At 39.9% G+C, this 14,199-nt stretch carries 12 protein-coding genes; 5 read left to right on the forward strand and 7 right to left on the reverse strand.

Features of this window, described 5'->3' with window-relative positions:
* Positions 1–71: 71 nt before the first annotated feature.
* Positions 72–485, forward strand: a complete 414-nt coding sequence (locus RRU94_RS06490; protein WP_315690972.1) for a YflT domain-containing protein — start codon at positions 72–74, stop codon at positions 483–485.
* A 122-nt stretch (positions 486–607) separates the two neighbouring features.
* Here the strand turns inward: RRU94_RS06490 and RRU94_RS06495 are convergent, their stop codons facing one another.
* Positions 608–1,198, reverse strand: coding sequence for a zinc metalloprotease (locus tag RRU94_RS06495; RefSeq protein ID WP_315690973.1), 591 nt, complete (start codon positions 1,196–1,198; stop codon positions 608–610).
* A gap of 368 nt (positions 1,199–1,566) precedes the next feature.
* Between RRU94_RS06495 and RRU94_RS06500 the strand changes: the two genes are divergently transcribed.
* A complete protein-coding gene (locus tag RRU94_RS06500; protein ID WP_315690974.1) occupies positions 1,567–2,706 on the forward strand; it encodes an oxidoreductase in 1,140 nt (379 codons plus the stop codon).
* Between the two features lie 185 nt (positions 2,707–2,891).
* Here the strand turns inward: RRU94_RS06500 and RRU94_RS06505 are convergent, their stop codons facing one another.
* Positions 2,892–3,506 carry a YczE/YyaS/YitT family protein gene (locus tag RRU94_RS06505; RefSeq protein WP_315690975.1) on the reverse strand — a complete coding sequence of 205 codons (615 nt, stop codon included), beginning with the start codon at positions 3,504–3,506 and terminating at the stop codon, positions 2,892–2,894.
* Between the two features lie 11 nt (positions 3,507–3,517).
* Positions 3,518–3,964 carry a GNAT family N-acetyltransferase gene (locus tag RRU94_RS06510; protein WP_315690976.1) on the reverse strand — a complete coding sequence of 149 codons (447 nt, stop codon included), beginning with the start codon at positions 3,962–3,964 and terminating at the stop codon, positions 3,518–3,520.
* A gap of 126 nt (positions 3,965–4,090) precedes the next feature.
* On the opposite strand from RRU94_RS06510, the gene RRU94_RS06515 reads away from it, so the two are divergent.
* Both RRU94_RS06515 and RRU94_RS06520 read left to right on the forward strand, forming a co-directional pair.
* A complete protein-coding gene (locus RRU94_RS06515) occupies positions 4,091–4,543 on the forward strand; it encodes a MarR family winged helix-turn-helix transcriptional regulator (RefSeq protein ID WP_251272728.1) in 453 nt (150 codons plus the stop codon).
* 208 nt (positions 4,544–4,751) lie between these two features.
* Positions 4,752–6,365, forward strand: a complete 1,614-nt coding sequence (locus RRU94_RS06520) for a PTS sugar transporter (RefSeq protein WP_315690977.1) — start codon at positions 4,752–4,754, stop codon at positions 6,363–6,365.
* 273 nt (positions 6,366–6,638) lie between these two features.
* On the opposite strand, the gene ggt is transcribed toward RRU94_RS06520, so the two are convergent.
* From ggt to RRU94_RS06540, 4 genes are all read right to left on the reverse strand, one after another.
* On the reverse strand, positions 6,639–8,720 hold the full coding sequence (ggt, locus tag RRU94_RS06525; protein WP_410492931.1) for a gamma-glutamyltransferase: 2,082 nt from the start codon (positions 8,718–8,720) through the stop codon (positions 6,639–6,641).
* A gap of 403 nt (positions 8,721–9,123) precedes the next feature.
* The gene (locus RRU94_RS06530; protein ID WP_315690978.1) at positions 9,124–9,912 is read right to left on the reverse strand and encodes an STAS domain-containing protein; all 789 of its coding nucleotides are present in this window, start codon (positions 9,910–9,912) and stop codon (positions 9,124–9,126) included.
* Between the two features lie 381 nt (positions 9,913–10,293).
* Positions 10,294–11,127 (reverse strand): hypothetical protein, encoded by an 834-nt coding sequence (locus tag RRU94_RS06535; protein ID WP_315690979.1) that lies wholly within the window; start codon positions 11,125–11,127, stop codon positions 10,294–10,296.
* A 684-nt stretch (positions 11,128–11,811) separates the two neighbouring features.
* Positions 11,812–12,642, reverse strand: a complete 831-nt coding sequence (locus tag RRU94_RS06540) for an STAS domain-containing protein (RefSeq protein WP_315690980.1) — start codon at positions 12,640–12,642, stop codon at positions 11,812–11,814.
* Positions 12,643–13,316: 674 nt separating this feature from the next.
* Here RRU94_RS06540 and RRU94_RS06545 point away from each other — a divergent pair.
* Positions 13,317–14,165 (forward strand): STAS domain-containing protein, encoded by an 849-nt coding sequence (locus RRU94_RS06545; RefSeq protein ID WP_315690981.1) that lies wholly within the window; start codon positions 13,317–13,319, stop codon positions 14,163–14,165.
* Positions 14,166–14,199 lie beyond the last annotated feature (34 nt).

Below are 14,199 nucleotides of genomic sequence, written 5' to 3' on the forward strand. Positions count from 1 at the left end.
TAAGATCGGTTCAAAATAAGGATGCCTTTTCTAAAGGCATCCTTATTTTAAGTTTAAGGAGAATATGGCTGATGGAAGAAAAAAAATTTATATATGTGTATTATGACGAAGACGATTTGTTGTGGAAAATCAATGCTTTAAAAGAAGAAGGCTATAAGGAAGAGGATATGTACATTATCGTAAAGGATAAAGAAGAGATCTTGATGACAAAAGGGCAGATGGATATTAATGTGGAATCAGCCGGCCTTCAATCCTGGCGGGATCGCTTTGCCGCATTCCTATTAGGGGAAAAGCCTGTCCGTGACGCTTTGCTTCGTATAGGGCTGTCTACAGGAATGTGTGAGGAAGAAGCAGAAAAACATTATACAGATGTTATCACCGGCGGCATGCTGCTCTACGTGGATACAAATTCACAAAACAATAGTGAGCAATTTAATCCGGCAAGCCAATACACAGGTCAGGATCCGGAAGATTATTCAATCTGAAATAGTGGATAAAGAAAAAGCCTGGATGAGCCCTACACTTATTCAGGCAAATATTAAAAGCAGCCAGTCCTGTTCAAAGTGTTTTCTGCTACCCTTAAAATCTGCTGCTCATTCTGCACGGTTTACTTCGTTCTATGATCCTGCTGCTCCTCTTTTTTTATTTCTTCAATTTTTTTCATTTTTTGTTGGTATTGTTCTTCTACCTCCTTTGTAGCAGGGATAAGCGGCTCCTGGTTATAATCCATTCTCCTGCCGTAACGAAGCATTTCATAAATAATATAACCGTTGTTTGGCTTCCCATTGACCGTCTTCATCGGCACCACATCAAACAACACATAATAAAAAGCATAAAAAATAAACCGGTCCCAAAATGTGGCATACGTTTGCCAATAGCCATTTGCTAAAAGCGAATTAATGGTTAAGGCAGCAACGATGTTTATTAAAATGGGGCCTGCGTATACACAAACATAAACCCATCTATTTTCTTTGGTTAAGGAGTCATAAGAAAACCAGCTGTACAGATGATAATATTTTCTGACGTCAAATAGTCCGATCTTAAATAATCGAGGGCCTGAACCGATAGTAATTCTTGGATTTTGGACCCCAAAGAGAGCACTAACAATGAGGTACCCTAATTCACGTAATAGTATGACCGCTGGCAAAATAATAAAAGCTGAAACAACTAACGATAGTAAGTCGGATAATCCGAACATTGAACACTCACCTTGGTTTCTTGCTGTAGTTTATGTCTTTATTTAACAGCTACCCCTCTTTAAGGTGAACAAACCGCTTTTTTCTTCCCGAATGTTTTCATCTGCAAAATCTATCCCTTTTAATTCTTATGCCAATTTCTTCTTTTTGACTTGCTGGCTAACCTAATGAGCAGCGAATCATACAACAGTTCAGGTTGAAAAAAGCGACCGGCTGCTCCAAGGGATCAATCAGGTTTTGTTTAGTTTATAGTGAAATGTGAAAAAGGAGACATAGGTGTTTTAAAAGATGTTATCCAAAACAAAGAGTGAAAGTTTAAGAATGAATTGAACATAATAGGGTTGTGCAAATATAGGAAGGAGTTTTGACAGTGCCTGATACAAACATTTTATTTCAAAAAGTAAAACTGGGAAGTACAGAATTGGAAAACCGGGTAAGTGTGGCGCCTATGACACGTACGAGTGCAACACCTGAAGGGCTTGCGACTGGCCAAATGGATTCTTACTATACATCATTTGCCCGTGGCGGTTTTGGCCTCATTATTACAGAGGGGATTTACCCGGATCAAAAATACAGCCAGGGCTATTTCAATCAGCCTGGCATCACAGATGAAGAGCAAACAGCGGCCTGGAAGAAAGTAGTCGACTCTGTTCACCAGGCCGGTGCCAAAATCTTTGCGCAGCTGATGCATGCAGGTGCGCTTTCGCAAGGAAATCGTTTTATGGAAGACTCAATCGGTCCTTCTTCAGTCCAGCCCAAAGGGGAGCAAATGGAGTTCTATGGAGGAAGCGGCTCATTTCCGAAACCAAAAGAAGCCTCAAAAGAAGATATTCAGGACGTCATTAAAGGATTCACAGAAGCGGCAGTAAGGGCAAAAACAGCTGGATTTGATGGAGTCGAAATTCACGGAGCCAACGGCTATATCCTGGATCAATTTTTAACGGACTACACGAACCAGCGTACAGATGAGTACGGCGGCTCGATTGAAAACCGGGTGCGCCTGCTTGTTGAGGTATCCAATGCTGTCCGGGAAGCGGTTGGAGAAGATTTTACGGTAGGCATCCGGATCGCGCAAGGAAAAGTGAATGATTATGAACATAAATGGGCGGAAAAAGAAAAAGAAGCCGAAATCATTTTCGGCCAATTGGGGAATGCACCATTAGACTTCATTCATGTGACAGAATATGAAGCGTGGCAGCCGGCATTTCCGGAAGGAGAAGGAACCGCGGCTGTGGATTCTGCTTTTGGTGACGGCGGTCCTTCTTTAGCTGCCCTGGCTAAAAAATATGGAAAACAGCCTGTTATTGCAAATGGGCATTTAGAAAAGCCAGAACTTGCTGTCAGTATTGTTGAAAAAGGAGAAGCGGATGTAGTTTCGCTTGGTAAAGGAGCTCTTGCGAATCATGACTGGGTCAAAAAAGTCAAAGAAGGGGAGCCATTAGCGGAATTTCAGCCAGAGAAAGTGTTAAGCCCAGATGCGAAAATTAAGGATTTTGAAGCGCAAGGATAAATAGCGTTTTGTACGCCTAAGAAAGAAGCCTTACGGAATCTAATTGTTCCGTAAGGCGACTCTTATTATTTGGATAAAAGTTCACCGCAAAAAGGGAAATATGGCGAATTAGCAACATTCTGCAGTGTAAAAAAGAGCCGATGTGGCTCTTTTTAAACGCATAAACCACGCTCTTTATTTCTCGTTTAAATGCCTGGCTGTTTAGAAGAAGGAGGTTTTAGCTTAAAGTCTGTCAAAGCCATACAGTAATGAAGAATAGGACCCCCTAAACAAACAGCTAGTATCGTTCCAACGCCAACAGGTCCTTGAAACAAAAGAGATAAAGAGAGGAAAAGAATATAAATGATTGTTTTCGTAAGCCATATGTTCATTTTGGTTAATTCCCGGATGATAAGCATAAAGCGATCAACAGGGATAGGGGCGAAATCGGCGTATAAGTAAATGGCGGTGCCCATCCCTATTGTTAAAAGACCTATGCTAAAACATAAAAATTTAGTAACCCATAACTCTGGCGTAACGAAAGTGCCCAGTGAAAAAAGCCATACATCAATGCTGATTCCTGTAATCAAGGCCGTTAACAAGCCGGAAAACTCTGGTTTCTGCTTTTTTAACATCGAATTGCAGCCAATTAAGATAAAAGCAATGATCACTTCCCAGCTCCCTACTGTCAACCCTAGATTGGCGGCTAAACCGACTAGCAGAGCATCAAAAGGAGACACGCCGAGGTCTGACTGTATTGTAAGTGTAACACCAAGCGTGAGAATAACGATCCCCGTTGTGTAGTACATATATTTCGCCATTCTCAGACGCCTCATAGTGGTTCAGCAGATAATTCTTTTTTCATTAAAAGATGGGGAATACCATCTTCCATAAAAACATCAGACGCAGCATAATAGCCGAGTTTCTTATAAAAACCTTCTGCCTGTATCTGGCCATGCAGTTTAACTTGAGATGTTCCTTGTTCCTTAGCGATCGTCTCTAGCGCTTTAATGATCACTTTCCCGAGACCGAACTGACGGTAAGGTTTTAGTATACAAATTCTCTCCAGTTTACCGACACTGTCAGCCCATCTTATCCGCCCCGTTCCAACAGCTTGATCCTGATAGTAAACCAATATATGCAGAACGGGTCCCTCAAGAGTATCAAATTTATCAAATTCGTCTTCTAAAGGTACTCCTTGTTCGTCAACAAACACTTCTTTCCTGATGGAAAAAGCTTTTTTTAATTCACTTTCTAATGTTATTTTTATTGCATCCATTTTTCTTCAGTCCTTTTCTAGATTTCTCAAAACGGTCCAGTCATAATACAGATATGACTTATTATAATAAAAACTATAATGTATTTTTGTTGCAAATACAACAAAATTTTATAAAGGGGTTTACATATGAGGGAAATTCTTCGGGAAATCGGCATGATTGCAAGAGCGCTCGATTCGATCAGCAATATTGAATTTAAAGAGTTTGACCTTACGAAAGGGCAGTATTTATACCTTATTCGAATCTGTGAAAATCCGGGCATTATCCAGGAAAAAGTGGCGGAAATGATCAAAGTAGACCGTACCACAGCAGCGCGTGCGATCAAAAAATTAGAAATTCAAGGTTTTATTGAAAAAAAAGACGACGATCAGAACAAAAAAATTAAGAAGCTACATCCAACAAAAAAAGGCAGAGAGCTTTATCCCTTTTTGAAAAGGGAGGGGGATTATTCTAACAAAGTAGCTCTATCTGGGTTTTCAGAGGAGGAAGCTGAGGTACTTCATGATCTTCTTCAAAGAGTTAGAAAAAACGTAGAAATCGATTGGGATTTTGTGAAAAAAGGGAACAAAAGAGAGTATTAACTATACCTACCTATCCAGCCACTGAGCATTTGATGTATAAACGTAGGTAAATGGATTGAGAAAAGAATTAAAAATTCTTTTAATTTTTCAGAAAAAGAGTGTTATATTAAATAAATAAACATATTAATGTATTTTTATTCTTTTTCATCAGTCTTTATTTTTAAGGGAAAGTAGATTTTTGCTCAGTGAAGTATGGAGGGAGTGCGTTATGAAGAAGATTGCTATTATAGGAAGCAGCGGTGGGAATTTATACAATTTAGGAGGGAAGGATCCCGAAAAGCTGCTGCAGGAGATCATTACACAAAGTGATGCAGCTGGGTTAACCATTTCTGCTGTTCAGTTTATTGCTGCGGCTGAATCGATGGATTCTATTAAAGATACGACTAAAGCAAAAGTATTTACCTTTGATAAACACGGACAGCCAGCTGAAATGTTCCATGGACTTCTTGCAGAAGCCAACAAGGCAGCGGTGGAGCTGGATAAAGATATTGCTCAAAAAATTCGAAACGGGCAGATAGATGGATTAATTTTAATGAGTGCAGATCCAGAGGGAACGAACAAACAGGCCATTGAAGCCGCTGTTGAAATGAAGCTGCCTATTGTCGGTACAGGCGGTACATCCATGGCTATGATCGGTTCAAAAGGAGCCAACATTATAGCGCAGTCGGGAACAACCGGAACAACAAGCCGGACGCGAGCTATTTCTTTTATTACTTCCTTGTGTAAGATATGGGGGATAAAATACCAGCCTGTCATTGGTGCATCTAGTAAAAACCCTTCCGCTCAGCAGGGAAATGTATTTAAAAGGATTAATATTCGCGGAATCATGGTTTCGGCCCTGCCCGGTTTTATTGCAATGGCTATTGTATTGGCCTTGAGCCAGATTCCGGGCCTCTCTGGCATGAAGGAAGTATTCGATGTGATGATTCAGGCACTTCCTGTAGTGGTGGCAGTCATAGCAGCTAAACAAGTTTCTGATTTAGATGAAGTATCCATTGTTTCTGGTGTAATTGCAGGAATTTTATCTGTAAATGGCGGCATTATCGGAGGAATTATTGGCGGTATTTTAGCTGGTATACTCGTTCAGTTTCTTTTTAAAAAATGTATTCAATGGCGCTTTCCAATGACAACCGTCAATATTGTGGCCGGAGGATTTTCAGGATTGATTGCCGGGTTAATAGTGTACTATCTGCTTGCTCCGCTGGCTTTACAGATCGGTGACGGATTCAAAGCTGCTATCGAGTTTGCGATCAATTTCAATCCAATTCTTGCAGGAGTAGTGGCAGGCCTATTAATCTGGCCAGCTATTTTAGGTGGTATTTATCATGCCGCTATTCTGCCTATTGTTTTATTGGAAATGGAAAAAACGGGAGCCAGCTTTTTAGGGGCTGTTGATATGGTAGGACTTGTTATGGTATCTGCTGGAATTAATTTAGCGAATGTGATTGCTCCAAGGGACAAGGGAGAAGCAGCGGCCGCAACTCCAGGTTTTTTGATCAATATGGGATTTGGCACCTTTGTAGAAGCCGCGTATCCTTTTATGTTTTCCAATAAAGCCGTGTTTGCAGGAGCGATTCTTTCAGCAGGGGCAGGGGGGGCCTTGGTTGGTATGTTTAATGTTCGTGGAACAGCTTATGTACCGACCTTTACAGCGCCGCTGTTAACCAATAACATGGCTGGTTTAATTATCGCCATGGCTGCTGCATTGATTTTGTCTTTTATCATAACGATTATCGCCAATAAAGCAGCAGGCTTAATGAGGAAGAAGGATAACGCAGTGAAAGGTAAGGCAGAGAATCCAAAGTCTTATAAAGCAGAATAGAAAATACACTATAAAACCTTTGTTATCAATGATTCGTTAACAAGGGTTTTTCTTTTTTTAATAACATTTAAACTTATTACATTATGTGCAAAATTCAAATAAAATTAATCAAAAACAAAGAAATAACAACAATCAAACAAGGAGATAAAAATTATCACACGCTATCTATTTTTATATATTCAACATAAAAAATACCCCTGTCGACTTTAAAAAAGACAGGGGTCATAATTTGGATTTGTAAAAATCAATCTGATACTCCACAAAAAGAAATCTTTAGTGGGTAATAACCTCGTCATCTTCATCATCATTTGGATTGTCAACGTCAGATAAGTCTTTTTGGAGAAGTACTTCTTTTGTTTCCTCGTTCCAAGTGACTTCATACCCAAGTGATTGTGCCACTTTTAAAACCGGCAAGTAAGAGCGCTTATGCGGTTTGTATGCATTTAAATCGGAAGAGTCAATTGCACCTAAGCCAAGCAGCAGCTTATCTGATTGAATATAAGGCGTACCATTGAGCAGCTTCATTTGATCAGCTGTGTACGGATAAACCGCATCATTCACTTTAAGAGTAAAAGGCCCTTTTTTCTCTTCTTTTATCTCTTTTGACTGTTTAGACGTGTAGGAGATAGCATCCACCCCTAGAACCGTTCCTTCTCTTGTATTGTCTGCTCCGCCATACATTTGGCCATTTTCGTAATCAAAGATCACGGCTTGTACGTTGCCGATATTTTCGGGCTGTTCCTCAAAAACGTGTCCTTTCGCCATCAATTCCAATCTTGTATTTTGACTGATTCCCGATTCCCATCGTACCGTTGGATAGCCTGCTGAGTAAATGCGAGGCATTAAAATGGCTTCTTGAATCGGCATCTGATGATCAATGACATTCATGATCGTTTCAGCCACTGACGCAATAATAGTTGGTCCGCCAGGAGATCCGAGGGCCATAAATGGCTGTCCGTCTTTTAACACAAGAGTAGGGGACATACTGCTTCTTGGCCGTTTGCCGGGTTCTACTTGGTTCACGCCGCCTGGAGCTGCATCAAAGTCTGTCATTTCATTATTCAGCATAAATCCATAGCCTGGAACCATGATGCCCGATCCAAATACCTGTTCAATCGTTGTAGTATATGAAACCATATTTCCCCATTTGTCCATAACCGAAAAATGAGTGGTCTGCCCGATTGGATTTGTTTCTTTTACCGTCACCTCAGCAGCGGGTTCTTTATTTTCAAACTTCCAAGGATCGCCTTCTTTGACTACAGCTGTTGCTTTTAACGGGTTGATCAGCTTTCTTCTCTCTGCAATATATTGCTCATTTAAAAGTCCTTCTGATGGAACATCATAAAAATCTTCATCTGCCATATAAGCAGCACGATCTGCATAAGCGAGATGCATGGCTTCAATCAAATGATGAAGGTAGGCAGGGGAATTCACACCCATTTTTTGAACATCATAGCCTTCCATTAACTTTAGAATTTGGAGAACAGTTAAACCGCCTGAGCTTGGAGGAGCAGCACTGACCACATCATATCCCCGGTAATTTGCCCGCACGGGTTCCCGCTCTTTTGCAATATATTGCGCCAAATCTTCTGTTGTCATCGTTCCGCCGGTTTTCTGCACTTCTTGTACAATCGCTTCTCCAATTTCACCGCTATAAAAAGCATTCGTCCCTTGCTGCTCAATCAGTTTAAAGGTTTTAGCCAGATCCCGCTGAACAAGGGTTTGTCCTTCTTTTAGCGGCTTTCCATTCGGCACAAACACATCCGCTGCCGTTTTATATTTTTGCAGTTTCTCTGCATTTTCGTCAATATACTGCGCCATCGACCAGTTTACTTTAATCCCGTTTTCAGCCTGGTCAATAGCTGGGTCAATGACTTCAGACAATTCCATCGTTCCAAACTCTTCAAGAGCCATTTCAAGCCCTTTTAATGTTCCCGGAACTGCTACTGCTTTACCGGTTGTATGACGTTCCCCAAAAGGCACAGGCTGTCCGTTTTGGTCCAGGAAAAGTTCAGGCGTTACATTTGCTGGAGCCATTTCCCGGCTGTCGATCATAGTAATGTTATTTTCTGCTTTATTATATACCATCATAAAGCCGCCGCCGCCAATCCCTGACATCATCGGTTCCACAACATTTAGTGACAGCTGAATAGCCGCTGCCGCATCTACGGCATTCCCGCCTTGTTCTAAAATCTCTTTGCCTACTTCAGCGGCTAATGGGTGAGAGACAGAGACAATTCCTTCTGTTGCTCCTTTTTTCATCGAATCATCTACACCCGGAACAGCTGCAGAAGCGGGGGTGATCATCATAAAAAAGCTCAATGTAGCGAAGGTACTTCTTTTTAGATGTTTCATATACATCTCTCCTTTGTCCGCATTTTTCACTGACAGGTTTATGAAATAGTCCGAGAAACAGCCCTCCTTCTTAGTAAATAATTTACAAAATGTATTTCCTGCTTAGCTCTTTATATTAATCTATTTAACAACAGTGATGGATTTTCCTACGTAAATAACTAATAAAAGTAAAAAATCGCCTTTTGAACTACTTGTCCGCCAGGCACATTATAGGCCATTTTCCTGACATTTATCTGGGGGCAAGTGTAATAAAACACATTAAAAGGCAGGGGGGACGTTTTTAAAAAAAGAAACCCGGCTTCAAAAGCCGGGTTTTAAAATAAATTATCCATTGTAATGAATAATTATGTTTCATTGCATTATATTAGTGCTTCAGGCCAGACGGGTGGGAGGAAAAAGATCATTATTGCATTAATTTATAAGCGGAAATAGCATTTTTTAGCGTTCCTTTTACATTAAGCTGGTCAAGAGAGACTCCTAAATTAACCATCGGCAGGGCAAGGCTGGGTTTTATACCCGTAAAGATCAAGTTAATGCCAATCAGACTAAGTGACTGTTTCAGCTGAAACAGTTTATCTGTACCCATTGTATCTACCTGAGGGACTCCAGATAAATCTAAAATAAGGTCATTGATTTTTAAATCTTTACATTTAGGCAGCACATTTTCTAATAAAATGCTGGCTCTTTCTTCACTTAATTCACCAATTAAGGGAAGAACAGCTACTTGATCTGAAAGTGCGACAACCGGAAAAGACACTTCATTAAATGCTTTTTGTGCAGCTCTTATCGCTTTAGTATGATATTCCACATAAGAAACACTAAAGACTTGCGCAGTTTGATCCAAAATAGCATCAATAATTCGGTTTACTTTTAACACCGAGAAAGGGTTCATAGCCTCAATGTCTATTTCTTTCTCAATATAATCCCAAATCACTCCTCGATAACAGCGGACCGTAAGCATTAAATCATCGATTCCTACTCCGTAGTTAACGGCTCCTTCAGCTGTTTGTACAGACCAGTCAGCTACAGAATCAGTGACAGAAGCGTCATTCTGGTCTAAAATGGCTGTTCCAATAAAATGAATTAACTGGGCTCTCCACTTGGCAATCGCATCGTCGGCAAGCCCGCTTTCATTAAGAAAAGAAGTATAGCGTTGATTTAATTTCCGGCTGATTTCTATTGATATTTCCATTTGATGACCTCTTAATAGCTGACCCGCCGCTTCAAAAAACTTCATTATGATAAACCACCTCTCCAGTTAGACCTCTTTAGATTTATTTATAACATGTTTGTTTATTATCACCTTTTATTGCTTTTTCGATGCTATTCATCCATGTTTCTTTACCTTCCATTCATTGTGCCATTTCTTTATAAGAGAAATCAATTTAAAATTCATAAAAATAACGTTATCTTTATCTTTTTAGGATTTGTTGATGTTATTGATTAAAGGAATGAGGGGAGTAGTGAAAATGAAAAAACCTGTTTTGAAAGGATCAAAACAGGCTTTTTTTGTTCATTTACATGCAAATGAAGTCATGCTGTACCTGCTGCGCTAGGGACAGAAGCCATTACTTCACTGATATGTATAAGAACCATAATTCGTATAATTGGATTTGTTTGAACCAAAATCTGAATCAATAAATTTATCTAACGGATGCCCGGCTTCTGTGATATTTTCAATGACCGGTCCTAAATAAAGATCTGTCTGCCAGTCGCCATACGGCAGGTCAACTTGAACAGTATAAGTGCCTGGACCATACAGAGCGGTTTGGTTATCATAGCTTGTTTGATTGCCGTCACCGATTTTACGGTAGCTTGTAAAACTAAGTTCTACCGGTTTCATTCCTTCAGGTACCGTAAATGTAACCGTCCCTTTATCTACATGAGACTTAAAAAAGTCATTGTACGGCTGTTCAGGCTCCAAAACCGTATAATTTTCATTTGCTTGTGTTACAGGAATGGCCTCGCTCCATAACTCTCCCTTACCAGGATGGTTTGGACGCTGATACGCTTTAAATATGTAATTTCCTTCTTCACTCGGTATGTATGTTAATGTTTGTGATTCACCAGAAGCTAACTCATCTACTGTTCCTGTGTACACCACTTCACCGTTTTTAGGGTTGCCATCTGGCGCCCAGTATACTTCATACGTTACAGTACCTTCCATATCACGGGAATCCTGACCATTCTCTATTACAGCAAATATAGAATCTGGCGTATCATTTTGTCCAGTAAAAACTAAAGAACTCTTATCCCAGCTAAGCGCTTTTCCGGTTGATGCTATTTCTTTTTGTACATTCGCACTTTTTGCTGCATCAGCAAATGCTAAATGTCCTGGCAGCGCCAAAGAACCCCCTAATAGTGAAGCTGCAAGGGCACCCGCAGTGATTTTCGTGAATTTTTTCATAGTCTCACTCTCATTTTCAATAGATTTTTTACCGTCTGACTTTTTCGCAACAAGTTGCATGCCTGCTTTTTCATGAAGGCTAAACTAGCTTAGCGAAAATTAAAATAAGTTGTCAATTAAAGCCGTGACGCCAAAGTGAGATATGATTTTGGATTTAGAAGCGTTGGTACATATGAGGTGAAAACGCAGTCATTCTGCAGGATAGCGGTTTCAAAATTTGGGGAAATTGATACAAATATCCTGTATTTTCTAATATCTCATCTAGGGAAAATAACCTCAAAGAAGGAATATATTTGAAGGTATTTTCGCATTTCTTTAATGTTAAATTTTATATACTTATATACAAATTAAAGGTTTGTTTAGGGAAAAAGCTATATTTCTCACCAGACACTTATAAAAAGCATAAGAAGCATAATGAGCATCAAAAAAGGGGAGGCCTTGTTTTAAAAGCATTCGTTATGATTTCGGTTTTATAGCTGGAGGAAGCGAAGGAGAGAGAATCTGCATTGAATAGACATTTGCAAGTTGCCAGGACATTACGTCTTGCGATGAGACAACAGCATAAGGCAAGCCGGCATTTGTGCCGCTTGCCTTATGGAATGGCGGACAAATCGCTGAAGGTTGGTTCTGTGTAATGTTCTGATGTTCATACTGCAAGCGCTGCAGCCGGCAAAGGGGTGATGCTTACAGCACTTTGGACGTAGCAATCGCATTTTTTAAGGTGCCTTTTATATGAAGCTTGTTAATCGGAATCCCCAAGTTGACCATAGGTACAGCCAGTTCGGGTTTTATGCCGGTGAAGGTCAAAGAAATACCGATGATTGCAAGAGAGTCTTTTAACTGAAATAACGTATTAGCCGATATTGTATCGATACGAGGAACCCCTGATAAGTCTAAAATCAGCTCATCAATTTTTAAATCTTTGCATTTAGGCAGTACATTTTCTAATATAATGCTGGCTCTTTCTTCATCCAATTCGCCGATTAAAGGGAGAATCGCTACTTTATCTGATAGAGCTACTACAGGAAAAGAAACTTCATTAAAGGCTTTTTTGGCAGAGTCTATCCTCTGTTCGTAGAAATTGATATAGCCAGCATTATAAACAAGAAGGACTTGATCAAGAATATCCTCTATTAAGTAATGTACTTGCATCACGATAGAAGCTTTTGTTTGATCGATGTCGATTTTATTCTGAAGGTAGTTCCAGATGGTTTTTTTATAAGAACGAAGGGAGTGGATAAGCTCTTCTACCTGTATTCCTTGCTCAACAGCTGCTAGAGCCGTTTCCCTGGTCCAGTCCGCTATTTCCTCTGCTACACCGGGATCGTGCTGATTTAAAATAGCTGTTCCAATCAATTCAATTAAGTGTGTCCGCCGTTGCGTCATCGTCTCATTTGAAAGACCGCCTTCATCAAGCAAGGAATGATATTCATTATCTAAGGCTTTGTTAATTTCTGCCGCTATCTCAGCACTATTATTTTGCAAGAGCTGTCCTACTGTTTTAAAAAATGACATACTGACAACCTGCCTCTCTGTTTTGGCAATTTTTGAATACATATATAAGTAATTCAAATAATAAAGAAAACTTCTCTTAAAAACCATCTTTTCTTTTAAAAAATTTCCATCTGGCAGAAGCGGGGTCTTCGCACAGCAGCATTATAAGAAAAAAAGCTATTGCTATAAGGAAGTGTTTAAATTGTTAATCGCGGTCAAATACCCATGTGCATCCTGACGTAATCAGGGTACTTTCTTTAGAAATGGATAAAGAAAGATATTTAGAAGGCGGAAAGCAGAAAATAAAAGCTAAAAAGTAATCTAGAGGAGCAGGTGCCCGAAACATTCAATAAGAAATTCATAAACTAATAAAAAAAGCGGCGTATTCAAAATCTCTTGAAAGCGGACTGCAATTAGCAGCCGCTTTTTTTTTTGGTAGATACACATATATAAGCGGGCTGCGTGTCTATCAATCAGGGAATAACAGCCGTTTGGTCCTTGTTTCTTTTAACATGCAGGCTGAAATTGGTTTCAAATTGCTTTCAACAGGGTATGCTATATTTGTTTGAGCAGGCTGCCTCCAGCATCCCCCTCTTACTTTTACTCCTGAAAAGCAGATTCATTTTTTTGATTGATTGGCTTTCGTAGTAATATACATAAGAAAGATGTTAGCTAATAGAAGCGAGGATATTGAAATGACAGAAAGATTAAATCCAGCCCTGGATATTCGTTTTCAAGATTTTGAAGAAGCAGCGGTCCGGGTGCTTCAAATCATGGCGGAATTCATCCACGTGAATACTTTATTTATTGCCCGCAACGATGGCAAAACGAACCGCATGATAAAGGTATTAAACAAAAGTGAAAAGCTTGTGAATGAAGGGGATGAACGCCCATTCCCCGAAGCGTACTGCAGCTTAAGTGTGGAACATGGCGAACAGGTTCTTGTCATTCCAGACGTGAAACAGCATAAAGAAACAAAAAACATGGACGTTACAAAGAAACTTGGCGGCGGGACGTTTATTGCCATTCCGATTAATTATAAAGATGGAAAAAACTACGGAACGATTTGCGGCCTCGATACAGGAAAGCAAACATTTACAGAAAAACAAATTAAGATGTTTGAGACGATGTCTGCTCTTTTATCGTACGTGCTAGAGCTTGATTACACGAACAAGCAGTTATTTACCATATCGGCACCGGTTGTAAAGGTCGCAAAAGGCATTGCGATTTTGCCCGTTGTAGGTGATATAGATGAACAGCGCGCAGAAAGCATTATCGAAAAAGCGCTTTTTAAAAGCCGCGAATTAGAGCTTGAGTGCCTCATTGTGGACTTGTCCGGCATTTTGCATATAAATCATACAGTTGTAGCTTCACTTTTAAAAATCTCCACAGTTTTAAAGCTGGTAGGTGTAGACTGCATAGTGACCGGCTTGCGTCCTGACTTAGCTATGAAAGCCGTTCAAATGAATGCAGATTTAAAAGACATGGTGTTTGAAAAAGATTTGGAGAAAGCATTACAGAAAATTGGCTTCGAATTGAAATGAAAACAAGCCCGCCGGTAGGGAGCGGGCTTGTTTT

It is taken from the genome of Domibacillus sp. DTU_2020_1001157_1_SI_ALB_TIR_016 (assembly GCF_032341995.1).
In the GTDB taxonomy this organism is placed as follows: Bacteria; Bacillota; Bacilli; order Bacillales; family Domibacillaceae; genus Domibacillus; species Domibacillus indicus_A.

Coding starts and splice junctions, on each gene's coding strand:
- RRU94_RS06490 (WP_315690972.1), top strand. CDS start 72: ATGGAAGAAAAAAAATTTATATATGTGTATTATGACGAAGACGATTTG.
- RRU94_RS06495 (WP_315690973.1), bottom strand. CDS start 1,198: ATGTTCGGATTATCCGACTTACTATCGTTAGTTGTTTCAGCTTTTATT.
- RRU94_RS06505 (WP_315690975.1), bottom strand. CDS start 3,506: ATGGCGAAATATATGTACTACACAACGGGGATCGTTATTCTCACGCTT.
- RRU94_RS06510 (WP_315690976.1), bottom strand. CDS start 3,964: ATGGATGCAATAAAAATAACATTAGAAAGTGAATTAAAAAAAGCTTTT.
- RRU94_RS06515 (WP_251272728.1), top strand. CDS start 4,091: ATGAGGGAAATTCTTCGGGAAATCGGCATGATTGCAAGAGCGCTCGAT.
- RRU94_RS06520 (WP_315690977.1), top strand. CDS start 4,752: ATGAAGAAGATTGCTATTATAGGAAGCAGCGGTGGGAATTTATACAAT.
- ggt (WP_410492931.1), bottom strand. CDS start 8,720: ATGAAACATCTAAAAAGAAGTACCTTCGCTACATTGAGCTTTTTTATG.
- RRU94_RS06530 (WP_315690978.1), bottom strand. CDS start 9,912: ATGGAAATATCAATAGAAATCAGCCGGAAATTAAATCAACGCTATACT.
- RRU94_RS06535 (WP_315690979.1), bottom strand. CDS start 11,127: ATGAAAAAATTCACGAAAATCACTGCGGGTGCCCTTGCAGCTTCACTA.
- RRU94_RS06540 (WP_315690980.1), bottom strand. CDS start 12,642: ATGTCATTTTTTAAAACAGTAGGACAGCTCTTGCAAAATAATAGTGCT.
- RRU94_RS06545 (WP_315690981.1), top strand. CDS start 13,317: ATGACAGAAAGATTAAATCCAGCCCTGGATATTCGTTTTCAAGATTTT.